At 69.1% G+C, this 25,479-nt stretch carries 24 protein-coding genes and 4 tRNA genes; 8 read left to right on the forward strand and 20 right to left on the reverse strand.

From position 1 onward, the window contains the following. Nucleotides 1-297: 297 nt before the first annotated feature. A complete protein-coding gene (locus tag SSPN_RS0138405; protein WP_010315503.1) occupies nt 298-1,188 on the forward strand; it encodes a hypothetical protein in 891 nt (296 codons plus the stop codon). A gap of 181 nt (nt 1,189-1,369) precedes the next feature. Here the strand turns inward: SSPN_RS0138405 and rplA are convergent, their stop codons facing one another. The 5 genes from rplA to SSPN_RS0138430 form a co-directional block, all read right to left on the reverse strand. After that, nucleotides 1,370-2,080 (reverse strand): 50S ribosomal protein L1, encoded by a 711-nt coding sequence (gene rplA, locus SSPN_RS0138410; protein WP_010315505.1) that lies wholly within the window; start codon nt 2,078-2,080, stop codon nt 1,370-1,372. 80 nt (nt 2,081-2,160) lie between these two features. After that, complete coding sequence (rplK, locus tag SSPN_RS0138415) at nt 2,161-2,595, reverse strand: 50S ribosomal protein L11 (RefSeq protein WP_010315507.1); 435 nt, start codon at nt 2,593-2,595, stop codon at nt 2,161-2,163. 156 nt (nt 2,596-2,751) lie between these two features. Further along, complete coding sequence (gene nusG / locus SSPN_RS0138420; protein WP_010315508.1) at nt 2,752-3,588, reverse strand: transcription termination/antitermination protein NusG; 837 nt, start codon at nt 3,586-3,588, stop codon at nt 2,752-2,754. 82 nt (nt 3,589-3,670) lie between these two features. Continuing rightward, the gene (gene secE / locus SSPN_RS0138425) at nt 3,671-4,081 is read right to left on the reverse strand and encodes a preprotein translocase subunit SecE (protein ID WP_010315511.1); all 411 of its coding nucleotides are present in this window, start codon (nt 4,079-4,081) and stop codon (nt 3,671-3,673) included. A 30-nt stretch (nt 4,082-4,111) separates the two neighbouring features. Further along, a tRNA-Trp gene (locus SSPN_RS0138430) sits at nt 4,112-4,184 on the reverse strand. Nucleotides 4,185-4,390: 206 nt separating this feature from the next. On the opposite strand from SSPN_RS0138430, the gene SSPN_RS0138435 reads away from it, so the two are divergent. After that, nucleotides 4,391-5,620, forward strand: a complete 1,230-nt coding sequence (locus SSPN_RS0138435; protein ID WP_010315513.1) for a pyridoxal phosphate-dependent aminotransferase — start codon at nt 4,391-4,393, stop codon at nt 5,618-5,620. 125 nt (nt 5,621-5,745) lie between these two features. Here the strand turns inward: SSPN_RS0138435 and SSPN_RS0138440 are convergent, their stop codons facing one another. From SSPN_RS0138440 to SSPN_RS0138470, 7 genes are all read right to left on the reverse strand, one after another. Beyond that, a complete protein-coding gene (locus SSPN_RS0138440; RefSeq protein ID WP_010315516.1) occupies nt 5,746-6,171 on the reverse strand; it encodes a MaoC family dehydratase in 426 nt (141 codons plus the stop codon). 136 nt (nt 6,172-6,307) lie between these two features. Next, nucleotides 6,308-6,772 (reverse strand): MaoC family dehydratase N-terminal domain-containing protein, encoded by a 465-nt coding sequence (locus SSPN_RS0138445; RefSeq protein WP_010315519.1) that lies wholly within the window; start codon nt 6,770-6,772, stop codon nt 6,308-6,310. Nucleotides 6,773-7,089: 317 nt separating this feature from the next. After that, nucleotides 7,090-7,254: a 50S ribosomal protein L33 gene (gene rpmG / locus SSPN_RS0138450; protein WP_010315521.1), complete on the reverse strand. Its 165-nt coding sequence runs from the start codon at nt 7,252-7,254 to the stop codon at nt 7,090-7,092. 66 nt (nt 7,255-7,320) lie between these two features. After that, a tRNA-Met gene (locus SSPN_RS0138455) sits at nt 7,321-7,396 on the reverse strand. A 105-nt stretch (nt 7,397-7,501) separates the two neighbouring features. After that, a tRNA-Thr gene (locus tag SSPN_RS0138460) sits at nt 7,502-7,574 on the reverse strand. A 132-nt stretch (nt 7,575-7,706) separates the two neighbouring features. Continuing rightward, a complete protein-coding gene (locus tag SSPN_RS0138465) occupies nt 7,707-10,340 on the reverse strand; it encodes a putative bifunctional diguanylate cyclase/phosphodiesterase (RefSeq protein ID WP_010315523.1) in 2,634 nt (877 codons plus the stop codon). 310 nt (nt 10,341-10,650) lie between these two features. Next, entirely contained in the window at nt 10,651-11,631 is a 981-nt protein-coding gene (locus SSPN_RS0138470) for an alpha/beta hydrolase (protein ID WP_044577148.1), read from the reverse strand. Between the two features lie 28 nt (nt 11,632-11,659). Here SSPN_RS0138470 and SSPN_RS0138475 point away from each other — a divergent pair, with 28 nt between their 5' ends. After that, nucleotides 11,660-12,079 carry a TIGR03668 family PPOX class F420-dependent oxidoreductase gene (locus tag SSPN_RS0138475; protein WP_010315529.1) on the forward strand — a complete coding sequence of 140 codons (420 nt, stop codon included), beginning with the start codon at nt 11,660-11,662 and terminating at the stop codon, nt 12,077-12,079. 200 nt (nt 12,080-12,279) lie between these two features. Here SSPN_RS0138475 and SSPN_RS0138480 read toward each other — a convergent pair whose 3' ends face one another. Continuing rightward, nucleotides 12,280-12,537 (reverse strand): hypothetical protein, encoded by a 258-nt coding sequence (locus SSPN_RS0138480; RefSeq protein ID WP_010315530.1) that lies wholly within the window; start codon nt 12,535-12,537, stop codon nt 12,280-12,282. Nucleotides 12,538-12,651: 114 nt separating this feature from the next. Between SSPN_RS0138480 and SSPN_RS0138485 the strand changes: the two genes are divergently transcribed. From SSPN_RS0138485 to rfbA, 4 genes are all read left to right on the forward strand, one after another. Then, on the forward strand, nt 12,652-12,960 hold the full coding sequence (locus tag SSPN_RS0138485) for a hypothetical protein (RefSeq protein WP_101376288.1): 309 nt from the start codon (nt 12,652-12,654) through the stop codon (nt 12,958-12,960). Nucleotides 12,961-13,036: 76 nt separating this feature from the next. Continuing rightward, nucleotides 13,037-13,118, forward strand: a tRNA-Tyr gene (locus SSPN_RS0138490). 166 nt (nt 13,119-13,284) lie between these two features. After that, nucleotides 13,285-13,776 (forward strand): YajQ family cyclic di-GMP-binding protein, encoded by a 492-nt coding sequence (locus SSPN_RS0138495; protein WP_010315534.1) that lies wholly within the window; start codon nt 13,285-13,287, stop codon nt 13,774-13,776. A 21-nt stretch (nt 13,777-13,797) separates the two neighbouring features. Beyond that, complete coding sequence (gene rfbA / locus SSPN_RS0138500; RefSeq protein ID WP_010315535.1) at nt 13,798-14,679, forward strand: glucose-1-phosphate thymidylyltransferase RfbA; 882 nt, start codon at nt 13,798-13,800, stop codon at nt 14,677-14,679. Between the two features lie 78 nt (nt 14,680-14,757). On the opposite strand, the gene htpX is transcribed toward rfbA, so the two are convergent. After that, the gene (htpX, locus tag SSPN_RS0138505) at nt 14,758-15,633 is read right to left on the reverse strand and encodes a zinc metalloprotease HtpX (protein WP_029536147.1); all 876 of its coding nucleotides are present in this window, start codon (nt 15,631-15,633) and stop codon (nt 14,758-14,760) included. A gap of 345 nt (nt 15,634-15,978) precedes the next feature. Next, complete coding sequence (gene ddaH, locus SSPN_RS0138510; RefSeq protein ID WP_010315539.1) at nt 15,979-16,803, reverse strand: dimethylargininase; 825 nt, start codon at nt 16,801-16,803, stop codon at nt 15,979-15,981. Nucleotides 16,804-16,907: 104 nt separating this feature from the next. Here ddaH and SSPN_RS0138515 point away from each other — a divergent pair, with 104 nt between their 5' ends. Beyond that, on the forward strand, nt 16,908-17,351 hold the full coding sequence (locus SSPN_RS0138515) for an Lrp/AsnC family transcriptional regulator (protein WP_010315541.1): 444 nt from the start codon (nt 16,908-16,910) through the stop codon (nt 17,349-17,351). Between the two features lie 43 nt (nt 17,352-17,394). Here the strand turns inward: SSPN_RS0138515 and SSPN_RS0138520 are convergent, their stop codons facing one another. From SSPN_RS0138520 to nuoL, 5 genes are all read right to left on the reverse strand, one after another. After that, nucleotides 17,395-18,654, reverse strand: coding sequence for a sunset domain-containing protein (locus SSPN_RS0138520; RefSeq protein ID WP_010315542.1), 1,260 nt, complete (start codon nt 18,652-18,654; stop codon nt 17,395-17,397). A 431-nt stretch (nt 18,655-19,085) separates the two neighbouring features. Continuing rightward, the gene (locus tag SSPN_RS0138525) at nt 19,086-20,114 is read right to left on the reverse strand and encodes a polyprenyl synthetase family protein (protein ID WP_010315543.1); all 1,029 of its coding nucleotides are present in this window, start codon (nt 20,112-20,114) and stop codon (nt 19,086-19,088) included. A 46-nt stretch (nt 20,115-20,160) separates the two neighbouring features. Then, nucleotides 20,161-21,711, reverse strand: a complete 1,551-nt coding sequence (nuoN, locus tag SSPN_RS0138530) for an NADH-quinone oxidoreductase subunit NuoN (protein ID WP_010315544.1) — start codon at nt 21,709-21,711, stop codon at nt 20,161-20,163. Between the two features lie 32 nt (nt 21,712-21,743). Then, nucleotides 21,744-23,321: an NADH-quinone oxidoreductase subunit M gene (locus SSPN_RS0138535; RefSeq protein ID WP_010315545.1), complete on the reverse strand. Its 1,578-nt coding sequence runs from the start codon at nt 23,319-23,321 to the stop codon at nt 21,744-21,746. Nucleotides 23,322-23,457: 136 nt separating this feature from the next. Further along, on the reverse strand, nt 23,458-25,476 hold the full coding sequence (gene nuoL / locus SSPN_RS0138540; RefSeq protein WP_010315546.1) for an NADH-quinone oxidoreductase subunit L: 2,019 nt from the start codon (nt 25,474-25,476) through the stop codon (nt 23,458-23,460). Nucleotides 25,477-25,479 lie beyond the last annotated feature (3 nt).

The following is a 25,479-nucleotide window of genomic DNA, read 5'->3' on the forward strand; positions in this document are numbered from 1 at the left end:
CGGTCCTGAGACGACAAAACGCCCCGGCGCAGCAAGCACGGGGCGTCAAGATCATGGGCGCGCTGAGCACGCAACGATAGCCTCGTCCCTCCTGCGCGGGCCGCCCGCATCTCACGGGACCTTAGTTCTCCCCACCCCTTACGGAGCACGGAGAAGACCAGCGGTCTTGGGTGGAACCTTGACCAGGATACGCGACCCGATTCCACCCCCGCCAGGCACCCCGGTTCCGGCGGGCGCAAGACCATCCCGATGAAGTTCGCAGTTCGCGGCGCGCGCCCGCGAGATACCGGATCACCGGTGACCTCGGCGCCACGGGCGGGCATCATGTGGGACGTGGCTGATCAGAACGAGTCGCACCGCCCCGAGCCCGGCACCAACCTGCCGGCGAAACCGCACTCGGCGGAGGTCGTCGACGCCGAAGTCGTGGAGAGCGCGGTCGTCGAAAGCAACGTCGTGGCAGCCGATGCCCCCGCGCCCGCTGCATCTGCCCGCCCGCAGCAGCCCGCCGACGACGAGGAATTCCGCCAGTACCACCAGTTCCTGGAATTCCAGAAGTTCCGCGAATGGCAGCAGTCGCAAGGCGGCGACGTCGCTCCCCCACCTGCCGCCGCGCCCCCGGCCGCGACGCCGAAGAAGCCCTGGTGGAAGCGAGCGCTGGGGCTGCTGCGCTACAAGCTGGTCCGCCGCCTCATCTACTTGCTGCTGGCCCTGCTGCTGCTCAACTACCTGTACAACAGCCTGACCACCTCCTTCTTCGGCGGCTCCGGTGGCGACAACACCGGCACCGGCAGCGACGGCGTGCCGATCGACTCGGTGCCGGTGAAGTCGGACAACCCGCAGCAGGCGGTGCGCGGCGTCTACAACTGGCTGCGCGGGCCGAACCCGGACCGGACCTGCAGCCTGTTCGACGCCACCGGCAAGTCCGGCTTCGCCACCGCCCACCAGGCCCCGGACTGCGCCACCGCGGCGCGCCAGCTGCACGGCCAGATCACCGACCCGAACGCCTACGCCAACCCGAAGTTCGACCACAACGCGGTGACGATCGTCGGCCCGGAGGCCCAGGTCCTCGGCTGCCGGATGCAGGTCAACGGCGGTCCCCGGCTCGGCAGCTTCAAGCTCACCCAGCAGCCCGACGGCGGCTGGGCGATCAGCGCCTACACGCTCCAAACCTCCAGTTGCGGCGGCTGATCGACGAGGATCGCGCAGTATCGCGCGAAATCGTCCCCTGCGATACGGCGTTTTCGCTGGCGGTCAAGGCTGTTGGAGCTAATCCGGGGGGAAGTCGCAGCCAGTGCGACCAGCGCCCGGAAAGCGAGAAGGGCGGGCCGCTCCGGGGAGCGGCCCGCCCTTCTCGGCGGAACTTCGGGTATCAGGCCGAGGCCGTGATGCCGCGAGTCGCGTTCGGGTCGACCGGGATGCCCGGGCCCATCGTGGTGGTGAAGGTGACCTTCTTCAGGTACCGGCCCTTCGACGCCGACGGCTTGGCGCGCAGGATCTCGTCCAGCGCCGCCGCGTAGTTCTCCACCAGCTTCTCGGTGTCGAAGGACACCTTGCCGATGATGAAGTGCAGGTTGGCCTGCTTGTCGACGCGGAAGTTGATCTTACCGCCCTTGATGTCCGCGACCGCCTTGGTGACGTTCGGGGTGACGGTGCCGGTCTTCGGGTTCGGCATCAGGCCGCGCGGGCCGAGCACCCGAGCGATCTTGCCGACCTTGGCCATCTGGTCCGGAGTGGCGATCGCCGCGTCGAAATCGAGCCAGCCGCCCTGAATGCGCTCGATCAGGTCCTCGGAACCAACCGCGTCCGCCCCGGCGGCCTCGGCCTCGGCGGCCTTGTCCCCGACGGCGAACACGATGACGCGGGCAGTCTTACCAGTGCCGTGCGGCAGGTTCACGGTGCCGCGGACCATCTGGTCTGCCTTGCGGGGGTCGACGCCCAGCCGCAGCGCCACCTCGACGGTGGCGTCGTACTTGACCTTGGCGGTCTTCTTCGCCAGGTCGGCCGCTTCCGTCGGCGCGTACAGCCGCGCGCGATCGATCAGCTCGGCCGCCTGCTGATATGCCTTGCTGCGCTTTGCCATTTCTGTCCCTATCCCAGGTGGATCAGTTGTGGTTGGTCGGGCTGCGCTGGAGCCCTCCCACACGCCGTTTCCGGCTTAGGTCAGCCCTCGACCGTCAGGCCCATCGACCGGGCGGTGCCGGCGATGATCTTGGCGGCCTGGTCGATGTCGTTGGCGTTGAGGTCCGCCATCTTGGTCTGCGCGATCTCGCGGACCTGGTCCATCGAGACCTTGCCGACCTTGGTCTTGTGCGGCTCGCCGCTACCCTTGGCCACGCCCGCCGCCTTGAGCAGCAGCTTGGCCGCCGGCGGGGTCTTCAGCGCGAAGCTGAAGGAGCGGTCTTCGAACACGGAGATCTCGACCGGCACGACGTTGCCACGCTGGTTCTCCGTGGCGGCGTTGTAGGCCTTGCAGAACTCCATGATGTTGACGCCGTGCTGACCCAGCGCCGGGCCGACGGGCGGGGCCGGGTTGGCCTGGCCGGCCTGGATCTGCAGCTTGATGATCGCTGCGAGCTTCTTCTTCTTGGGCGGCATGTTTGCTTCCTGTGTCTTCGCTATCCGGTTGCCCGGCCCCACCTAGTGGCGGGGCCGAATCTGGCGAGACCACGAAACGGTGGCTTCGCCCGGTTCTGCGCGCGGGTCCTGCCAGATCCGCGCGCAGCCGCCGCGCTCCCGCACCGCGGGAGGCGGTCAGATCTTGGAGACCTGGTTGAACGACAGCTCAACCGGGGTTTCGCGGCCGAAGATCGACACCAGCACCTTGAGCTTCTGGGCGTCCGGGTTGACCTCGTTGATCGTCGCGGGCAGCGTCGCGAACGGCCCGTCCATGACGGTCACGGACTCGCCGACCTCGAAGTCGACCTCGACCGCGGGCTTGGCGGCCTGCGCGGCGCCCTTCTTGCCCGGCTCGGCCTTCTTCTCCTCGACCTGCGGCGCGAGGAACTTCAGCACCTCGTCGATGGTCAGCGGCGACGGCTTGGAGGTGGCGCCGACGAAGCCGGTGACACCCGGCGTGTTGCGCACCGCGCTCCAGGACGCGTCGTTGAGCTCCATCCGAACCAGGATGTAGCCGGGCAGCACCTTGCGCTGCACCAGCTTGCGCTGGCCGTTCTTGATCTCGGTGACCTCTTCGGTCGGCACCTCGACCTGGAAGATGAAGTCCTCGACGTCGAGCGTCTGGGCTCGCGTTTCGAGGTTGGTCTTGACCTTGTTCTCGTAGCCCGCGTAGGAGTGCACGACATACCAGTCGCCGGGTGCGCGTCGCAGCGCTGCGCGCAGCTCCTCGACCGGGTCGGGCTCCGCGGGCGCTTCCTCGCCGGCTTCGCCGGTCTCGTCAGCGTCCGGGGCCTCCTCGGCCTCGGCTGGCGCCTCGGTCTCGTCGGCCGAACCGGTGTCCTCGCCGGAGTCGGCGCCGTCGGCGGAATCGACTGCGTCGACCGAGTCCGCAGTCGCCTCGGCCTGCTCGGCCTCGGGCTGCACCTGCTCGTCGGTGAGGCCGGTGGATTCCTGGCCCTCGTGGGAGGTCACAGTCGGTCTCGCTTCCTCTCGTGCGTTGCGTGCCGGGTCGTCGTTCCGCCGCCGGCACCACCTAGCGTGGGGCCGGAGTTGCTCAGCCGGAGCCGAACAGCCAGCCCACACCCTTGGCGAAGAGCACGTCCACGCCGGCCACGAACGCCACCATGATGCTGACGAAGACCAGCACCACGAGGGTGTAGGTCGCCAGCGCCTTGCGCGTCGGCCAGATGACCTTGCGCAGTTCGGCGACGACCTCGCGCAGGAAGCGTCCGATCTTCCGGAACAGCGAAACCCGACCTTGCCGACCATCCCGCGATGGGGTTGGCCGACCCTTCGACTCAGTTGTGCGGGTCGAGTTCGCTTCAGCCGAACCCGACTCGCCGGACCGGCCCTTGCGGCCGGCCGGGCGGGCGGAAGCGCGGCGCTCACGCCGCGCCGCGGCGCTGGATGGGCGGGCGGCGTTCTCGCGCGCTCCGTCCTGCTCCTGCTCGCGGTCCTCGCTCACGCCCATCCTCCGCTCACCGTCGCATCGACGCAGGGGTGACAGGACTTGAACCTGCAACCTGCGGTTTTGGAGACCGCTGCTCTGCCAATTGAGCTACACCCCTTTACGGCCCTGGAGCTCGACCGTATTCGGGACGCCCGCCACCGGCCCTGGAACAGGGGTTCCAGGGTGTTCAGGCATCCCAGGTACGAAAGTGTACGGCACGCCGACGACCTTGCTCCAACGGCACCCCCAGTACGGTTCCATGAACAACTTCGCCGCTGGTGGGGAGCGTGTCCGACGACACGCCGGGTCTGTCAGGATGCTGTCATGGCCGCACCTCAGACAGACCAAGGGACCAAGGCGCGGGTGTCCGCGCGGATCGGCGGGATCAGCGAGTCCGCCACGCTGGCCGTGGACGCCAAGGCGAAGGCGCTCAAGGCCGCCGGCCGGCCGGTGATCGGCTTCGGCGCCGGTGAGCCGGACTTCCCGACGCCGCAACCGATCGTCGACGCCGCGATCGCCGCCTGCTCCGATCCGAAGAACCACCGCTACAGCCCGGCAGCCGGCCTGCCGGAGCTGCGCGAGGCCATCGCCGCGAAGACGCTGCGCGACTCCGCCTACACCGTGCAGGCCAGCCAGGTGTTGGTGACCAACGGCGGCAAGCAGGCCGTCTACCAGGCGTTCCAGACGCTGCTCGACCCGGGCGACGAAGTCCTGCTGCCAGCGCCGTACTGGACCACCTACCCGGAGGCGATCACCCTGCCGGGTGGTGTTCCGGTGGTGGTGCCCGCCGACGAGTCGACCGGCTACCTGGTGTCCGTCGAGCAACTGGAGGCCGCGCGGACCCCGCGCACCAAGGTGCTGCTGTTCAACTCGCCGTCCAACCCGACCGGCGCGATCTACCCGCCGGATCAGGTCGAGGCGATCGGCCGCTGGGCCGTCGAGCACGGCATCTGGGTGGTCACCGACGAGATCTACGAGCACCTGGTCTACGGCGACGCGCGGCACGTGTCGATGCCCGCCGTGGTGCCGGAGCTCGCCGACACCTGCGTGGTGCTCAACGGGGTAGCCAAGACCTATGCGATGACCGGCTGGCGGGTGGGCTGGATGATCGGCCCGTCGGACGTCATCAAGGCCGCCACGAACCTGCAGTCGCACCTGTCGTCGAACGTCGCCAACGTCTCGCAGCGGGCCGCGCTGGAGGCCGTCAGCGGATCGCTGGACGCGGTGCTGGAGATGCGCTCGGCGTTCGACCGCCGCCGCCGCAAGATCGTCGAGCTGCTCTCGGCGATCCCCGGCGTCAGCTGCCCGGAGCCGCAGGGCGCGTTCTACGCGTACCCGTCAGTGAAGGGCCTGCTGGGCAGGGAGATCCGCGGCGTCCGCCCGCAGACGAGCGTGGAGCTGGCGAGCCTGGTCCTGGAGCAGGCCGAGGTCGCGGTGGTGCCGGGCGAGGCTTTCGGCACGCCGGGCTACTTCCGCCTCTCCTATGCCCTCGGTGACGAGGACCTCGTCACCGGTGTGAACCGGATGGCGGAACTCCTGGGCGAAGCCAAGTAGTCGTTCAACGGATGAGGGCGCCTCCAGCCAGCGTCGCCGGTCGGAGGTGCCCTTCACTTTTAACTCGATCGAGCGCGCCACCCGTTCATGGGTCAAGTGGGCGCGCTCGCACCCCGGTCATTCGGTCACTCGGGGAGGCGGACGGTGGCCGTGGCGCCGCCGAGGACTCCCTGGTCCGCGCTGCGGGCTGTGATGTTGACCTTGACCGTGCCGTCCTCGTTCTTCTTCGCGATCTTGCCCGACACTTCGACGAGCGCGCCGGCGTCGTCGTCGGGGACCACGACGGGCCGGGTGAACCGCACTCCGTAGTGCACGATCGCGCCCGGGTCGCCGGTCCACCCGCTGACCAGGCGACCGGCGACGGCCATCGTGAGCATCCCGTGGGCGATCACGTCCGGCAGGCCGACCTCGGTGGCGAACCGCTCGTTCCAGTGGATCGGGTTGAAGTCGCCGGAGGCGCCCGCGTAGCGGACCAGGTCGGCCCGGGTGAGCGACACGCTCAGCTCCGGCAGCTGGTCACCGACGGCGACCTCGGACATCCGCGCGCTCATGCCAGTTCCGCCTCTCCGCGTTTCACAGTTGTGGTTACGTCAGGCTCAATCTCGCATTTCGCGGTTTCTTGTGGCTGGTTTGCGTCACGTTCCCCTGAGGTGCGGTTGAGGAGGACTCGGGTTGACACAGGGCTACTCATGCACCCTCCCCCTCTTCGGTGGTGCCGCGGGCCACGAGCATCGACTTCGCGGTGCACACCGGCTCGCCGTCGACGCTGCCGATCTCGGCCCGCACCGTGAGGAAGTCGTTGCCCGCGCGGGTCTTGATGTTGTCCACGTGCACCACCGTGACGAGCCGGTCACCGGCCCGGATCGACCGGTGGTGGGTGAACTCCTGCTGGCCGTGCACCACGCGGCTGTAGTCCAGGCCGAGTTGCGGGTCCTCGACGATCGCGTCGTGCGCGGCCATCGAGAGGATCACCGCGAAGGTCGGCGGCGCGATCACGTCCGGGTATCCGGCGGCCTTGGCGGCGTCGGCGTCGCGGTACAGCGGGGAGTCGTCCTTGATCGCCGCGGCGAACTCGCGGATCTTCTCCCGACCCACCTCGTAGGGTGCGGTGGGCGGGTACTCACGTCCGATGAATGACTGGTCAAGCGGCACGCCCGAAGGCTACCCGACCAGGTGAGGGGCACCCGCGCCCAAGCAACCGGAGCACGGGTGCTCCTCACCAAACCCAAATCAGGCGGCGATCCACGTGGCGCCTTCGCTCATTCCGATCATCAGGTGCCGGAATGCAAGAAGCCCGCCCCCTGCTGGGGACGGGCTCGAAGCTTCGACCAAGAGCTGATCGAAGATCAGGCCGGGGACGGCACCCCGCGCGAGGAGCCGACCACCGCACCGTGGGGGCTTGGCCCCCAACTAACACCCTGACCGTGCCCCGGCGAAGCGCGAAGCACGAGCAGGGTCAACCCGATCGGTCAGCGGGTTTCCTTGTGCAGCTTGTGCGTACCGCAGTTCGGGCAGAACTTCTTCATCTCCAAGCGGTCCGGGTCGTTGCGCCGGTTCTTGTTGGTGATGTAGTTGCGGTGCTTGCACTCCTCGCACGCCAGCGTGATCTTGGGTCGAACGTCGGTGGCGGCCACGGGGGTGCCTTTCTGTCTCGGTGGTACTCCGGAACGGTTCGCTGGAGGCCCGAGCGAACCCGTGACTGGTAGCGGTGGCCGGACTTGAACCGGCGACACAGCGATTATGAGCCGCTTGCTCTACCGACTGAGCTACACCGCCATGCTGGGAACCTAGGTGCACGCACCTGGCGTCTCAGCCGACGCAGGATACCCCACGCAAAACAGCCACAGCACCCAGTTTACCGAGCACCGCAGCTGCCTTTCGAGCCCCAATACGGAATCGAACCGTAGACCTTCTCCTTACCATGGAGACGCTCTGCCGACTGAGCTATTGGGGCGTTTCCTTGCGGAACGTCTAGAACTTTACACACCACCCGCACCCCCTCGAAACAGGGGGTCCGCTCACATGAAAACACTGGTCACAGCGCGGTTTTCGCGCCAGGAGCGGCAGGGACCACCGAAAACCGGCCTCAGTGCAGGAGTGTGAGGACGGTCTCTGATCGGGCACCGCGGTCGCGCTTGGTGCGGGCCTGCAGCCACGCCTCGAACCGCTCCTCGGACAGCGGTCGCGAGATCAGGTAGCCCTGGGCGACGTCGCAGCCCATCTCCACCAGTTGGTCGCGCGCGGCGTCGTCCTCCACGCCCTCGGCGACCACCGCCAGGTCCAGCGAATGCCCGAGCTCGACGATGGAGCGGACCACGGCCATGTCGCCGAGGTCGGTGCCCATGCCGAGCACGAAGCTCTTGTCGATCTTCACCTCGTCCACCGGCAGCTGCCGCAGGTAGGCCAGCGACGAGTACCCGGTGCCGAAGTCGTCCACCGCCAGCACCACGCCCATCGCGTGCAACCGGCGCAGTAACGGCAGCGAGCGCTCCGGGTCGGCCATCACGCCGGACTCGGTCAGCTCGAAGGTGAGCAGTTCCGGCGGGATGTCGTGGCGCAGCAGCGCCTCGCCGACCCGGTCCGGGAAGGTCTCGTCGGCGAGGTTGCGCACCGACAGGTTCACCGCCACCGACATCCGCAGCCCGCGGTCCATCCACTGCCGGATCTTGACCAGCGCACACTCCATGACGAACGAGGTGAGCGCGTCGACCAGCCCGGTCGCCTCCACCAGCGGCACGAACTCGTCCGGGTCCAGCCGCCCGTACTCGGGGTGCGACCAGCGCACCAGCGCCTCGGCGCCCACCACCTGGCGGGCGGGCAGCGCGACCTTCGGCTGGTAGTGCACCTCGACCTGGCCGGTGTCCAGCGCCTGCCGGAACTGGGTGACCAGCTGGAAGCGGCGCAGGAAGACCTGGCCCATCGCGGGTGCGTAGCCGCGCACGCCGTCCTCGCCGTTGCGGGCCGCCCGGACCGCGACGTCTGAGCGCTGCAGGAGGGTGTCGATGTCGGTCTCGCACTCGCCGTCCGCAGGCGCGGACGAGGCGTACCCGGCGACGCCTGCGGCCTCCACCACGATGCGGTCCAGCGGGTACGGCTCGGCGATCACCTCGCGCAGGTGCTGGGCGAACTCGTGCGCCTGGGCCTCGCTGTGGTCCAGCAGGAGCACCGCGAAGGAGTTCGCTTCGAGCCTGGCCAGGGGCGCCTCGCCCAGCGCCTCCCGCATCCGGCGCCCGGCAGCGACGATCATCCGGTCGCCCCAGGTGTAGCCGAGGGCCTCGCTGACCGTGGTGAGCACGTCGAGGTCCACCCGCAGCACGACCGCAGTGCGCCCGTTGTGCAGTTCCTCGGCCGCCAGTTCGCGGAATCCGGTGCGGTTGAGCAGTCCGGTCAGCGGATCGTGGTAGGCGTCGTGGCGCAGCCTTGCCAGCAGCCGCCGGTTGTCCATCGCGGTCGCGAGGTGGCTCGCCAGGGTGTGCAGCAGCCGCACGTCGGCCCGGCCGAAGCCGCGCCACCGGCTGACCCGGTCGTGCACCTCGACGGCACCGAGCAGCTGGCTCGCGCCGCGCAGCGGCACGACTAGCGCCTCGTACGCGCCGCGTTGCCGCAGCGCCCGCCGCACCTCTTCGGGCGCCTCCAGCGTCCGGAAGGAACGCACGTGGCTGCCCGGCAGCTGGAGCAGCGGGTCGTCGCGCAGCGCCGAGTGCGCGGCCTGTTCCGCCAGCTCGGGCAGCGGTTCGCCCGCGACCAGCGTGCTGACCTCCCCGCTGGGGTTCAGCCGCAGCCGCAGCACCACGCGGGTCGCGTTGAGCTGCTCCCGGATCCGCTCCGCGACCGGCTCCCACTCGCTGACCGACACCGCCGGCTCGCCGGCGACGGAGTCGGACGGGCCGTGCGGGGCGGTCTGCCCGGAGCGGGCCACGCTGAGGCTGACGTCGCTGAGCGCCTCCAGGTCGCGCTGCTCGCGCAGCAGGCTGGAGTAGGCGCGGTACAGGCCGATAACGGCCACCGCGACCAGCGCCACCAGCAGCCAACCCCACGGGGTGCTGATCGAGACCTCGTAGCCGACCAGGCCGACCGACGTGTTGAGCAGGCCCACGGCCAGCGTGTTCACCGCGAGCCGCACCCCCGCGGACACCCGCATCGCGCCGCCCAGCACGTGCAGCGCGGCGAGCGCGAAAGCGCAGCTGATCAGCGGCGAGGTCAGGGTTCCGAGGACCGGGCCGAACCAGGCCGGGGCCACCCCGGTCAGCGCCAGGTTGACCGCATTGGCCACCGCGAACGGAACCGCGATCTCCAGGCACAGCACGCCCGCGTTGTAGACCACGTGGGTGGCCGCGCGACGCCCGACCTGCGCGCCGAGCCCGGCCAGCAGGTTCGCCGCGAGCACCACCTCGAACGGCACCGTCAGCAGCCCGAGGATCAGCGGGATCTCGGTGAACGAGATGGTCCAGCCGACCCGCTTCACGTCGACGTCGATGGTCAGCTGCTCGGCCAGCAGGAAGCCCATCGCCAGCAGCGGCCCGATGAAAAGCAGGTCGGGGCGGTAATGGAAGGGCAACCAAGCAGAGGTCGCCGCGGAGGCGAGCACGCCGACGACTAGCACCAGGAAGGAGAAGCCGGTGAACATCCGGCGCCGGACCGGATCCACCTCGGCGCGCACCGGCGGACGGGCAGCCTCCAGGTTGGATTGCGGACCGAGGGAGCGGTGACGCTCGATCATCCACGCTCCTCCCACCCGGTGGCACGGGCGCACCCACATGATTGCCGTCGCCGATCGTGACGCACTACCGCACGGATGACCAGGGGCCAACGGCTCCCGTCGCATGTGCCGAACGCAGGCACCGGCGTTGATCCACGTGGTCGGCGATGGCATGATCGCCCAGCACCGCGAGTTGACCTGCAAAGATATGACAACTTTCAACAAGCACCACGATTCGTGGGGCTCCGCGAATCGAAGCGCAGCACTTTGTGATGATCCCCGCAGCAACCGACCGGCCCGAACACCGTACGCGATCGGCGGAAGCGGACCGTTACTGCTGCAGCCCGAACTCGTCCAGGAAATCCCGGATCGCGCGGTCCAGATCGGCCAGCCCCGATTCCTCCACCGGGAGGTGGCCGGCGCCCTTGAGCGACGCGAAGCGGGTGGGGGCGGCGATCCGGTCGAAGAACTGCCGGGACAGCAATGGCGGCGTCCACCGGTCTTCATCGGGGTGCGCCAGCAGCAGCGGCGGCCCGGCGTAGTCCTCCGGCGCCACGGCCGGCGGCGCGGCCAGGCAGCTGCGGGCGAAGCCGAGCGTCAGCCAGCTGCCGCCGCCGATGGTGTCGGCCCACACCAGGTTGGCGTACTGGCCGTGGTTGGACGCCGCGGCGATGTTCGACAGCCAGTGCACCGGGACGCGCGCCATCGAGAACGGCTTCGGGATCAGCGCCAGCAGCCCGGCCCACTGGGCCATTTCCGGCCGGGCCGCGAGCCGCCGCCGGACGTCGTCGCGCTGCGGGTCGGCGAGGCAGGTGGCGATGACACCGGCCACCGCGCCGCTGGCCTTGGCGGCGACGTCGTAGGCGAGCCGGCCGCCGGTGCTGATGCCGAGCAGCACGATCGGCCGTTCGTCGCGGGACCGCTCGTGCTCGACCAGGTCCAGCACGCAGGACACCCAGTCCTGGTAGGTGATGCCCCGCCGGGGCGTGGCGGTCAGGCCGAAGCCGGGCAGGTCGGGGGCGATGAATTCGAGGTCCACCAGCGACGGCAGCCGCCCGTACGGGGCTAGCATGCGGCCGTAGGTGCCAACTCCGTGCAGCGCGATCAGCTTGGCCGGAGCGTGCGGGCGGGCGACGCGGTCGAGGTGCACCACGGTGCCGCGCCACGGCAACCACTGCTCGGCAGGCGCGTTCTCCTCGGTGATCCGTAGCGCACCGGGGAAGAAGTCCTGGTAGCGGCGCCAGTACTGCTGATCGCGGTAGCCGGGGCCGACGACGGTGGCGGACCCTGGGGTGGATGGAGCCGAAGGCACACTTCGAACATACGGACCGGACCGGACGATGCGCATCATCCACGAGCAGGCACGCAACTGGTTCGCGCAGGCTCGGGTGGCACACCTGGCCAGCGTCGATGAGCTGGGACGACCGCACCTGGTGCCGGTCGTCTTCGTGACGCGCGGGGATGTGATCGTCACCGCGGTGGACCGGAAGCCGAAGCGGACCGCGAACCTCAAGCGGCTGCGCAACATCGCGGCGAATCCGCGGGTGGCGCTGCTCGTGGACCACTACGAGGACGACTGGTCCCGCCTGTGGTGGGTCCGCGCCGACGGCGAGGCCGAGTTGGCCGAAAGCGCCGCGCACCCGGACTTGCTCGCCGAACTCGTGGCGAAGTACCCGCAGTACCGGGAGAACCCGCCGACCGGCACGTTGATCCTGGTCCGGGTCACGCGCTGGAGCGGCTGGGCCTTCGCAGAGCGGTGAGCGCCAGCGGCCATGAACGCTTTCGGGGGTCGTAGAGGCTGTTTCGTGAGTGATCGTCCCAGTTGCGGTAGGCGGGCTCTTGTCTTTGGAACGGTGCAGCCCACCCTCGCAGCTCCCGTCCAGGCGGCGTCTGAGGTTCCGCTACCCGCGCCGCCACGCAGGACGAGTCCGGAAACAGCCTCTACCGCGCCCGAAAACGCTCACGGGCGCTTTCGCTCCAGGTGGACGACATCCGAGTCGAGGTCGAGCGGGCCGCCGGCCTCGCGGTCATCCTCCTTCACGACCTCCACCCAGGCGAGCTGTTCGAGCTGGTGCTTGGCCCCCGCGCTGAACAGGCCCTCGACGCCCAGCGCGGCGGAGGCCGTCCGGCGCTGCTCCGCAGATCGCTCGCCGGGGTGCTGCTCAGCAGCGCGCTGCTCCCGCCGCCGCTTCGCACGACCGGCTCGATCAATGGCCATGCATCCAGGCTAGTCCGGCATCTGCGCTGCTGACCGGCGCTGCCGACGATGCGCCAACCGCCTGCCCGGCCGGACCGACGACCGCCGGAGGTGGGTCAACTAGGCTGCGATTCCGTGCCCGATCCGTACTTTGTCCTGGTCAGCACGGCGGAACTCGCGGATCTGGCGAGCGCGCTGGACGTCATCGACGGCCACGCCGAGCTCAACCACCGCTACCGCAAGCTGATCGCCGACTCCCGCCAGGTCCTGGCGGCCGACGAGATCCGCCTCACCCAGGCCCGCGGCCTCGCCAAGCGGCTGATGGTGCTGGTCAAAGCAGCCGGCCCCGGTTTCCGCGACGGGCTGCCCGAGGTGGCCCGCACGGCGCTCGACGTGGGCCTGGCGCAGGCTGACGCGCTGGTCTTCCGTCCCGAGGAGGATTGAGCGGGCAACCCCCAGTGAAACTGGTGGCAGGCGGTATGTATTCTTTTCTTCGCAAGCCAGCAATGCTGGCGCGCATGCCAGGTTGCCCGAGCGGCCAAAGGGAGCTGACTGTAAATCAGCCGGCATTGCCTTCGGAGGTTCGAATCCTCCACCTGGCACCCGCAAAACCGACCCCGTGGCCAGACGAACTGGTCGCGGGGTCGTTTTTTGCGCATCGGGCACGCCGGGCACCGCGATTGGGACCAAGCCCACAGCGCCGCCCGGTAGCGTGTATCCGCAGATGATTCGCAGATCCGCTGCTGCGGCCCAACGGGAGGTAGACAGTTGGCAAACCCGTCCTTCGACGTGGTGAGCAAGGTGGACCACCAAGAGGTGGACAACGCGCTGAACCAGGCGGCCAAGGAGCTCGCCAACCGGTTCGACTTCCGCGGCACCGGCGCCAAGATCCAGTGGTCCGGCGAGGAAGCCGTGGTGCTGGAGTCGGAGACCGAGGAGCGCTGCAAGGCCGCCATCGAGGTCTTCAAGGAGAAGTTAATCAAGCGCGGCATCTCGCTGAAGGCGCTGGACATGGGCGAGCCCGCCAGCTCCGGCCAGATCTACAAGGCCACCGGCAAGGTCGTGCAGGGCATCTCGCAGGACGTCGCGAAGAAGATCTCCAAGAAGATCCGCGACGAGGGCCCGAAGGGCGTTCAGGCCCAGATCCAGGGCGAGCAGCTGCGGGTGTCCGGCAAGAAGAAGGACGACCTGCAGGCCGTGATCCAGTTGCTGAAGTCGAGCGACTTCGACGTCGCGCTCCAGTTCGAGAATTTCCGGTAATCCACCGCTGGAGGTATCCGGGTGAAGGGGATCGTGCTGGCGGGTGGCAACGGGACCCGGCTGCATCCGCTGACGCAGGCCGTGTCCAAACAGCTACTTCCGGTGTACGACAAGCCGATGATCTACTACCCGCTGTCGGTGCTGATGCTGGCCGGCATCCGGGACGTGCTGCTGATCTCGACCCCGGCCGACATGCCGTTGTTCCAGCGGCTGCTCGGGAACGGGTCGCAGTTCGGCATTCGGATCGAGTACGCCGAGCAGTCCCAGCCCAACGGGCTAGCCGAGGCGTTCGTGATCGGTGCCGACTTCGTCGGCGACGACTCGGTGGCGTTGGTGCTCGGCGACAACATCTTTTACGGGCAGGGCTTTTCCGGGATCCTCCAGCAGTGCGTCCGGGAGCTCGACGGCTGCACGCTGTTCGGCTACCCGGTCCGCGACCCGCAGCGCTACGGCGTCGGTGAGGTGGACGACGACGGTCGGCTGTTGTCCATCGTGGAGAAGCCGGAGCGGCCGAAGTCCAACATGGCCATCACCGGCCTGTACTTCTACGACAACGACGTGGTGCGCATCGCCAAGGGGCTCACGCCGTCGGCCCGCGGCGAGCTGGAGATCACCGACGTCAACCTGGCCTACCTGCAGGAGGGCCGGGCGCACCTGACCAAGCTCGGCCGCGGGTTCGCCTGGCTGGACACCGGGACCCACGACTCGCTAGTGGAGGCCTCGCAGTTCGTGCAGGTGCTGGAGCACCGGCAGGGCGTGCGGATCGCCTGCCTGGAGGAGATCGCCCTGCGCATGGGCTACATCTCGGCCGACGACTGTTTCGCGCTGGGCGTGAAGCTGGCCAAGTCGGGCTACGGCGAGTACGTCATGGACGTCGCCCGCAACTCCGGCGCGCGGGGCTGACCCGAGCTCGTCCGATTTCCATTGAAATCGCGGACCGTCGGCGTGTCGTAGTCCGGTGCGCCGATATTCCGGGCGGCGTCACCAGGCCGGGGGTAGTTGGTGGCCGGCCATGCCCTCCAGGCGGCGAATGCGGTCGGCCATCGGCGGGTGCGTGGAGAACAGCCGGGCCAGCCGCTCGCCGGGGCGGAACGGGTTGGCGATCATCAGGTGCGACTGCGACACCAGCTGCGGCTCCGGTGACAGCGGCGCCTGCTGGGTTCCGCGCTCCAGCTTGCGCAGCGCGGATGCCAGCGCGAGCGGATCTCCGGTCAGCTGCGCCCCGGACGCGTCGGCCTGGTACTCGCGGGACCGGCTGACGGCCATCTGCACCACGGCCGCCGCGATCGGGCCCAGCAGCGCCACCAGCAGCATCGCGAACGGGTTGGGCCGGTCCTCGTCCTGGCCGCCGAACATGCCGAAGAGCAGCCCGAAGTTGGCCAGGAACGTGACCACGCTGGCCAACGCCCCGGCGATGCTGGAGATCAGGATGTCGCGGTTGTAGACGTGCGAGAGCTCGTGACCGAGGACGGCGCGCAGCTCGCGCTCGTTGAGCAGTTCGAGAATCCCGGCCGTGCAGCACACTGCGGCGTTGCGCGGGTTCCGGCCGGTGGCGAAGGCATTGGGCGCCCGCGTCGGACTGATGTAGAGCGCGGGCATCGGCTGTCTCGCCGAGGTCGCCAGCTCCCGCACGATCCGGTACATGGCGGGCTGTTCGGCCTCCGACACCGGCCGGGCGCGCATCGCGCGCAGGGCCAGGTTGGCCGAGTTGAAGTACGCGTAGCCGTTCATGCCCAGCGCCACGAAGAACGCAATGACCAGGCCGGCCCGGCCGAAGATCGACCCGACCAGCAGCACCAGCGCGCTCATGCCGCCGAGCAGCAGCGCGGTCTTCAAACCGTTGACGTGACTGTGCACCGTGCCTGCCTCCGCCCAAGGGCTCATCCGGTGATCGTGGGATCGCCGGATTGCCTCTCGTGACACCCTTCCACGTATTCCGAAGGTCACCCAGAAAACGAGCAGGCGCAGGTCGTAGTTCCGCTGGGCGGGTGTGCTGAAGCCAACGTCTTCGGAGGTGATCGGCGTGCCGGTCGCCCGTGAGACGCCTTGACATAATCGATCTTTAGCTGAATCCGGGCCGGTACCGGTTCGACCCCATCAGCATCGAGCTCGGGGGGTCCTGGAGCAGTAGCCTAGGCAGGACGAAGGGCGTCGCCGCAGGTCGATGACGCCCTTCGCGTCCCCCTCAAGGCGTGCGTCCCATCAGGCGTGCAGTTCCATCGTGCAGCACTTCGGTCCGCCGCCGGACTTCCGGAGTTCGGAGACGTCCAGCAGAATCGGCTCGTAGCCGCAGCCGGCCAGCTGCGCGGCGAGCCCGGTCGCCTCCAGCGGCAGCACCACGTGACGACCGTCGGAGACCCCGTTCAGGCCGAGGCAGGCGGCGTCGGCCTGCTCGGCGATCACGGCGTCCGGGAACATCCGCTCCAGCACGCGGCGCGACCCGGCCGAGAACGCCTCCGGGAAGTATGCGATCTGCGCCCGCTCGCCGCGTTCCAGCACGAACAGCGCGGTGTCCAGGTGGTAGTAGCGCGGGTCGACCAGCCGCAGCGACACCACGGGCACTCCGAGCACCTCCTGGGCCTCGGCGTGCGCCTCGGGGTCGGTGCGGAACCCGCTGCCGGCCAGCAGCACCCGGCCGGTCCAGGCGAAGTCGCCCTCGGCCTCGTTGATCCGGGACGGCATCACCAGGTTCCGGTAGCCGCGGGTGACGAACCAGCGCCGGAAGTGCTCGGCCTCGGCGGCCCGCTGCGGAGCCCGGAACCGGGCGCCCAGCACCCGGTCGTCGATCACGGTCGCCGAGTTGGCGGCGAACACCATGTCGGGCAGGCCGGGCTGCGGTTCGACCACCTCGACGACGTGCCCGAGCCGCTCGTACGTGCGCTTCAGCGCCTCCCACTGGGCCATCGCCAGGTCGGCGTCCACCGGCGTACCGGGATCCATCCACGGGTTGATCGAATACGCGACGGTGAAGTACTTGGGCGTGCACATCACGTAGTGCCGCGTGGTGGCCTGCAGCGGCGCGAGCATTTCTACAGCCTGAGCGGCAGTGACCGTCATGAATCGAAATCTAAGTGTTGGCCTGACGAGCTATCAACAACGCTCCGTTCGTTTTTTGCGGCAGAATGTTGCGTATGGACGCTTTGGACCAACGAATCATTTCGCAACTGGTCGCCGATGCCCGGGCGAGCTACGCGGAGATCGGCGCGGAGGTGGGCCTGTCCGCGCCCGCAGTGAAGCGGCGGGTGGACAAGCTGCTGGACCTGGGCGTGCTGCAGGGGTTCACCGCAGTCGTGGACCCGGAGGCGCTGGGCTGGGGAACCGAGGCGTTCGTGGAGGTGCACTGCGAGGGCAACGTCCCGGCGCACCGGATCCGCGTCGGGCTCGAACCGCTGCCGGAGGTGGTCGCGGCCTACACGGTGTCTGGGGAGGCCGACGCGATCGTGCACCTGCGGGCGGCGAACATACACCACCTCGAAGAGGCGATGGAGCGCCTGCGCTCGGTGGAGTTCGTGAGCCGGACGGTGTCCACAGTGGTCCTCTCCCGGCTCCTGGAGCGCCAACCCCAGCCGGAGTGAAGCCCCCCGAACCCTTCGCCGACCTCGTTTCGGTTAGCGGGCCTCAGGTGGCGCGTTGGCCGTACCAGGGTTCGAAGCCGGCAATCTCGGCGTCGGCCGGGGTGCGGAACCAAACGTCGGCGACGATCTTGCCGTAAGCCGGCGATTCGGGGCTGTGGTACTGCCGGGACGCGAAGTGTCCCTTGATCATCGGCCCCGAGCCGCCCGCCCGACCGGGCCGCGGCCCGGCACCGGGCGTGCGCCGCGGCAGCGGCGGCGGGACCTTCGGGATCACCTGCGTCGCATCCGCTCCGACCGGCGGCACGTACGGCGTCTCCGACGCCCCGCCGCTTCGCGGCCGCACCGACTCGAACAGCGACCGCAGCTGCCCGGACAACCGCGACTCCGTCGCGTCGTCCGCTCCGCGCTCCGCGTTCCCGGTCTCCGGGGGCTCCGCCTGCTTCGCAGGCGTCCCGGCGACGAGCTCCGCGGCGGCTTCCGCGGCGATCGCCGCGATCACTTCCTCGGGAGATCTCGCCGACGACTCCGTCGTCTCGGGCTCCGCGTCCGGCCACACCGTCGCGGGTTCTGCAGGCTGCTCCCTGGCGGGCGTCCGCAGGGTCTCGGCCCACTCCCCGACGACCTGCGGTTCCACCACCGGTTCGACGACCGTGTCGGGCTCGGCCGACGCCTGCCGCGAGGCAGGTTTCCGTGTGGCCGCAACGGATTCCGCCGATATCGGCGTCTTGTCAGGCTTCCGTGCCGTCCCAGCTGATTCCGCCGAGGCCTGCGGCGTAGCCGCGCCACCGGCCGACTCCGGCTTCGCCGTCCCGGCGGGCTCCTCAGCTCTCGGCGGCTGCGCCCCGGCGCGCTCCCCGGGCCCGGGCGGCGTCACCGGGCCGCGCGGCTGCACCGCAGTCACCGCGGCGTCGTCGCGGTTCGCTCCGACCGCGTTCACGCGCTCGTCCCACTCGCGGAACCACTCGCTGTCGTTGTCGTTGCGCGCGGGCTTCACCTGCTCCGGGGCCACCCAGGGCCGCGGGGCTCGCCCCCAGTCGCCGACCTCCGGCTCGTCCGGCTCCCGGCGTTGTGGCGTCGAACGCAGCAGGTCGAACGGGGCATCACCGGCGGTCCGCTCGTCCGCGTCGTAGCCCTCGTAGCCGCCCGGCTGGTCGTACGCGTACTCGTCCTCCGGGTAGGGTGCGGTGAATTCCGCCAGGCGGCGTCGCAGCGGGCGGACGAAGAGCAGCCAGGTGATCAGCGCCCCCAGCGCGAACGCGGCGAGGCTCCACAACCACACCTGGGTGAACAGCCAGGTGATCACGAGCGATGTCCCTCCTCAGGGCTCCAGCAGCGTCGCCAGTTCTCCGAGGGATACCTACCACGGGACACCTCTGCCGAGGGCCAGCTTGACCGGCTCGTGACACGCTCGGGTTGCCCTCGCACAACTTTCCGGGCACGCGAACGCTGTGGCTCTATCGGTTTTCCTGCCGACTATGAGTCTTTTCGGGTGCCACAGAGGCTGTTTTGGAAGTGGTCGTCCGGGATGTGGCAGGCCGGGCTTTTGTCTTTGAACCGGCGCCAGCCGCTTAGCCCACCTACGCAGCTCGCACCGCTGCGGATTCTCAGACGTCGTCTGACGTTTCCGCTACCCGCACCACTACGCAGAACGGTTTTCGAAACAGCCTCTACAGCCGCGCAAAGGACGCACGGCCAGTGGGACCGGCGGAAGCCCATGATCGCCGCGGGTCCGCCTCAGCGAGTTCGCGCCACCACGTAGTCGACCAGCATCCACAACGCTTCGCGGGCCGGGACGTCCGGCAGCGAGGCGAGCTCCTTGCGGGCGTCGTCGGCGAATTCGTCCAGGGTGGCGCGGGTCCGCGCGAGCCCGTTGGACGCGCGCAGCAGCTCCAGTGCCTCGTCGACCTCGGCGTCCACGGTCAGCGGCCCGGCGAGCAGTTCGCGCAGTCTCGGGGAGGTGTCCTCGTCGGCCAGCGCGTACAGCATCGGCAGCGTCCGCACCCCCTCGCGGAGGTCGGTGCCCGGGGTCTTGCCGGACTCGTCGGCCGGCGAGGCGATGTCGATGATGTCGTCGGAGATCTGGAAACCGGTGCCCAGGATCCGGCCGACCCGTTCCAGCGAGTCGATCGTCGCCTCGTCCACACCGGAGAACCAGGCGCCGAACCGCCCGGCGGTGGCGATCAGCGAACCGGTCTTCTCGTAGATCACCGTGAGGTAGAACTCGACGGCCTCCTCGTTCCGACCGAACCCGACCGTCTCCCGCATCTGGCCGGTGACCAGCGCCTCGAAGGTGCGCGCCATCTGCCGGACCGCTTCGCTGCCGAGGTCGGCGATCAGCCGGGACGCCCGGGCGAACAGGAAGTCGCCGGTCAGGATCGCGACCGAGTTGTCCCAGCGGGCGTTGGCGCTGGTCGCGCCGCGCCGCATGGTCGCTTCGTCCATCACGTCGTCGTGGTAGAGCGTGGCGAGGTGGATCATCTCGACCACCGCCGCGGACTTGATCACCGCTTCCGCATCGGGGTCGCCGAACTGCGCGGCGAGCAGCGTGAACAGCGGCCGGAACCGCTTGCCTCCCGCATCCACCAGGTGCAGCGAGGTGCGAGTGGCGAACTCGAAGTCGCTGCGCACCGATTCGCGCAGCAGCTGCTCCACCCGCGCCAAGCCCTCCCGCACCGAGTCGGCCAACGCCTCATCGGCGATGTCGAACCCGCCCGATCCGCCCGTGGTCAGCTCACTGATCGGGTCACCCGCTGGCCTGCTCACGTCACCGTCGCCTTCGCTCCCCCGGATCGCCCTACGGGCGAGCACTCTACGACACGAAGCCACCGACGTTCGCCCAGTCCAGAGCCAAGGTCGGCAGCACGCCCAGCAGCAGCGTCACGACCACACCGAGCGTGATCGCCGCTGTCGTGAACGCACCCGGCACGCTGACGGTGGGGCCGTCCGCGGCCGGTTCGCTGAAGTACATCAGCACGATGACACGAAGGTAGAAGAAGGCGGCAACCGCACTGGCCACCAGGGCCACCACCACCAGCGGGGCCATGCCATCCGCCAGTGCCGCCTCGAAGACCACGAACTTCCCGACGAAACCGCTCGTCAGCGGGATGCCAGCGAGGGCGAACAGCAGGAAGGTGAACACCCCGGCGACCAGCGGTGAACGCTTCGCCAACCCGGCCCAGTCCGAAAGGTGAGTTGCCTCACCATCGGCCCTGCGCACGAGGCTGATCACACCGAACACGGCGATCGTGGTGAACCCGTAGGTCAGCAGGTAGAACAGCGTGCCGGCCAGCCCGCGCTCGGTCAGTGCGATCGCACCGATCAGCATGAACCCGGCGTGCGCGACGGACGAGTAGGCGATCATCCGCTTGATGTCGCGCTGCGTCAGGCCGAGCACCACGCCGATGACCATCGACGCGATCGCCACGGCCCACAGCACACCGCGCCACTCCCAGCTGGACGCCTGGAACGCGACCTGCAGCACCCGCAGGATCCCGCCGAACGCGGCGACCTTGGTGCAGGCCGCCATGAAGCCGGTGACCGCGGTCGGGGCGCCCTGGTAGACGTCCGGGGTCCAGGTGTGGAACGGGCCGACCGAGGCCTTGAACAGCAGGCCCACCAGCAGCAGCCCGAGCCCGGCGAACAGCAGCGTGTCCGAGCGCTCCGTTCCGGCGGTGGCGTCCGCGATGGCCTGGAGCTTCACCGAACCGGCGTAGCCGTAGAGCAGGGCCAGGCCGTAAAGGAAGAACGCAGAGGCGAACGCGCCGAGGAGGAAGTACTTGACCGCCGCCTCCTGCGACAGCAAGCGACGCCGTTTGGCCAGCCCGCACATCAGGTACAGCGGCAGGCTCAGCACCTCGAGCGCGATGAACATGGTCAGCAGGTCGTTCGCCGCGCAGAACACCATCATCCCGCCGAGGGAGAACAGGGCGAGCGGGAAGACCTCGGTGCGCATCCCCGCGACCCCGGCGGCCGCGCGGGTCATCGCGCCCGGCCCGTCGGTGGCCCGCGACTCGGCGACGAAGGCGCCGCCCGGCTCCACCGAGCGGTCCGCGATCATCAGGATCGCCGCCAGGCCGAGCGCGAGCAGGGTGCCCCACAGGAACAGCGTGGGCGGGTCGACCGCGAGGCTGTCGGACAGCGTGGTCACGCCGGTACCGCCGCCGCGGGCGTACACCGCCAACGCCACCCCGGCGATCACGATCGCCGCCAGGCTCAAGCCCACCTGCACCGACCAGCGCTGGTGCCGCGGCAGGAACGCCTCGACGAGGATCGCCAGGCAGGCCGCGCCGAGGATCACCAGGATCGGGGCGATGGCCGCGTAGTCGATCGGCGGGATCTGCACGTCCGGGAGCTGCGTCATCGCGCCCGCCCCATTCGTCAAGACGCCCACTGTCAGTTACCTCCCTGCGAGGTCACGGGGTCGGTGACGCCGACCTCGCTCATGGTTGCCGCGACCGACGGGTTGATCACGTCCAACACCGGCTTCGGGTAGAAGCCCAACGCGAGCACCAGCACGATCAGCGGGGTCAGCACCGCGATCTCGCGGGCGCCGAGGTCGCCAACCCGCAGCCGGTGCGCGCCCGGCTTGTTCGGGTCGGTCACCGTGCCCGGCCCGCCCGCGGTGCCCAGCAGCGCGTCACCGCGCACCGGGCCCTGCATCGTCCGCTGGTACAGCCAGAGCACGTAGACGGCGGCCAGCACCATGCCGATGGTGGCGAACACCGTGTACACCGGCTGGGTCTGGAAAGCACCGACCAGTACCAGGAACTCGCTGATGAACGAGTTCGTGCCGGGCAGCGACAGGGTGCTCAACCCGGCGATCAGCAGCGTGCCGGCCAGCAGCGGCGCGACCTTCGCCATGCCGCCGTAGTCGGCGATCCGGGTGGAACCGCCGCGCACGATCACCATGCCGATCACCAGGATCAGCATGCCCGTCGCGATGCTGTGGTTGATCATGTACGACACCGCGCCCACCTGCGCCTGCGAGGTGAACGCGAAAATGCCCAGCGCGATGAAGCCGAAGTGCGCGATCGACACGTAGGCGATGAAGCGCTTGAGGTCGGTCTGGCCGAAGGCCTGCAGCGAGCCGTAGAGCACGCCGATCACCGCGAGCACCAACACCATCGGGGCGAGCAGCTTCGACGCCTCCGGCGTCAGCGGCAGGCTGTAGCGCAGGAAGCCGAAGGTGCCGACCTTGTCGAGCACGCCGACGACGATCACCGCGACACCGATCGGCGCCTGCTGCGCCGCGTCCGGCAGCCAGGTGTGGAACGGGATCAGCGGGGCCTTGATGGCGAACGCGGTGAAGAACCCGAGGAACAGCCACACCTGCACGCTGGTCGGCGCGTCGGAAAGCACCGGCACAAGCGACGCCCAGTCGAAGGTGCCGCGCCCGGTGACCTGCGCGCTGTAGACGTACGCGCCGATAGCCGAGGCCAGCATGATCAGGCCGCCGAGGAACGAGTACAGGAAGAACTTCACCGCGGCGTAGGTGCGGTTCTCGCCGCCGTAGCCGCCGATGAGGAAGTACATCGGGATCAGCATGATCTCGAAGAGCACATAGAACAGGAACACGTCGGTCGCGGCGAACACCGCAACCGTCAGGGCCTGCTCCAGCAGCAGCAGCGAGAAGAAGCCGCCGTGGGTGCGCCCGGCAGGCAGGCGCTCACCCCAGCTGTAGCCGAGCACCAGGGGGGTGAGCAGCGCGATCACCGCGATCATCACCAGCGCGATGCCGTCCACGCCGAGCGAGAGCCGGATGTCGAACGCCGGGATCCACTCCACCGAGCTGGTGAGCTGCAGCCGCGGTCCCGCCGGGTCGTAGGTGAACCACGCGGCGACCGCGACCAGCAGCTCCGCCACGGAGAACCCGAGCGCGGTCCACTTGGCCACCACCGCGTTCCCGCGCAGCAGCGCCACCACGACCGACCCGACGATCGGCAGCAGGATCAGTGCGAGGAGCAGGGTCATCGGATCTCCTCCCGGAGCTCGCTCGGCCAACCGCGATGTCCACAGTGGACGTCCAGTTTCAATTGAAACTGTGGACCGGATCCCCGGGTTGACGGCAGTTTCAATTGAAACCGCGGTCCGGGGCGCAACGAGGTCGTCATGTCGGGATCCCCACTGCCATCAGGGCGGCGATCACCAGGATTCCGCCGAGGAGCATGGACAGGGCGTAGGACCGGACGAAGCCGGTCTGCAGCCGGCGCAGTCGGCCGGAGCTGAAGCCGAGGAACCCGGCGATGCCGTTGACAGTGCCGTCGACGCCCTTCTGGTCCACAGTGACCAGTCCGCGCGCCAGGCCGAACGTCGGCCGCACCGCCAGGAGGTTGTTCAGCGCGTTGCCGCCCAGGTCCGCGCGGGCCGCGCGCACGATCGGCGACACCCGCTCCGGGCGCTCCACCGGAACCGGCTTGCGCCCGACCACCAGCCAGGCGATCAGCACGCCCAGCGCGGAGAGCGCGACGGTCAGCACCGGGATCATCGCGTGCGGGATCGCGGTGTGCTCGGCCTCGTGCAGTTCGCCCAGCGACGGCGCGAGGAATCCGACCAGCCGGTCGCCGCCGGCGAAGAACATGCCCGCCGCGACCGAGCCGACGGCCAGCACGATCATCGGCGCGGTCATCACCGCGGGCGACTCGTGCGGGTGGAAGGCTCTGTCCGCGCCCCCGGGCGCGTTCTCGGCATTCAGCTTCTCCCAGCGCTTCTCGCCGAAGAACGTCATCAGCACCAGGCGGGTCATGTAGAACGCGGTGATCGCCGCGCCCAGCATCGCCGCGCCGCCGAACACCCAGCCGCGCCAGCCCTCCTGGCCAAACGCCGCCTCGATGATCGCGTCCTTCGAGTAGAACCCGGACAGGAACGGGAAACCGATCAGCGCCAGGTAGCCGAGCCCGAAGGTGGCGAAGGTGATCGGCATGAACCGGTAGAGGCCGCCGAACTTGCGCATGTCGACCTCGTCGTTCATGCCGTGCATCACCGAACCGGCCCCGAGGAACAGCCCGGCCTTGAAGAAGCCGTGGGTCAGCAGGTGCATGATGCCCAGCGCATACCCGGCCGGGCCGAGCCCGACGGCCAGCATCATGTAGCCGATCTGGCTGACCGTGGAATACGCCAGGACCTTCTTGATGTCGTCGTAGGCGCAACCGATGATGCAGCCGACCAGCAACGTCACGGCACCGACGATGGTGACCGCCAGCTGCCCGCCGGGCGAGAGCGTGAACAGCGGGTTGGACCGCGCGATCAGGTACACGCCCGCGGTGACCATGGTCGCGGCGTGGATGAGCGCGGACACCGGGGTCGGGCCTTCCATCGCGTCCGGCAACCACGCCTGCAGCGGCACCTGGCCGGACTTGCCGCAGGCACCCAGCAACAGCAGCAGCGTGATCGCCAGCAGTACGCCCGGCGTGAGCTCGCCGGCGCGGGCGAAGACCTCGGTGTACTGGGTGGTGCCCAGGTTCGCGAACAGCAGGAAGATCGCCAGCGCCAGGCCGACGTCACCGACCCGGTTCATCACGAACGCCTTCGTCGCCGCTGCGGCCGCCGACGGGCGGCCCTGCCAGAAGCCGATCAGCAGGTACGACGCGAGGCCGACGCCTTCCCAACCCAGGTACAGGGTCACGAAGCTGTTGCCCAGCACCAGGACCAGCATCGCGGCGACGAACAGGTTGAGGTAGGCGAAGAACCGGCGGCGTTCGGTGTTGTCCCGCCCGGTTCGGCCTTCCTGGTCGTGCGCCATGTAGCCGATCGAGTAGATGTGGATCAGCGAGCCCACACCGGTGATCAGCAGCACGAACACCATCGCCAGCGGGTCGAGCCGGAGCCCGAAGTCGACCTGCAGGGCGTTGACCGGGATCCACGAGAACATGTGCAGTTCCCGCACCTGGCCGCCCTCGGGCATCCCGGCGATGGAGCTGAACAGCAGCACCCCGTACACGAAGGACGCGATCACGGTGGCGCAACCGAGGATGTGGCCCCAGCCGTTGGACCGTCGTCCGGCGACGAGCAGGATCAGCGCGCCCAGCGCGGGGAATGCGACCAGCAGCCAGGCGTTCTGCTGGATCCCGCCGGCCGCGCTGACCACGTCCGGGTTGGTCCCGGCCAGGAAGGCCCCGGTAGTCATCATTGC

Source organism: Saccharopolyspora spinosa NRRL 18395, assembly GCF_000194155.1.
In the GTDB taxonomy this organism is placed as follows: Bacteria; Actinomycetota; Actinomycetes; order Mycobacteriales; family Pseudonocardiaceae; genus Saccharopolyspora; species Saccharopolyspora spinosa.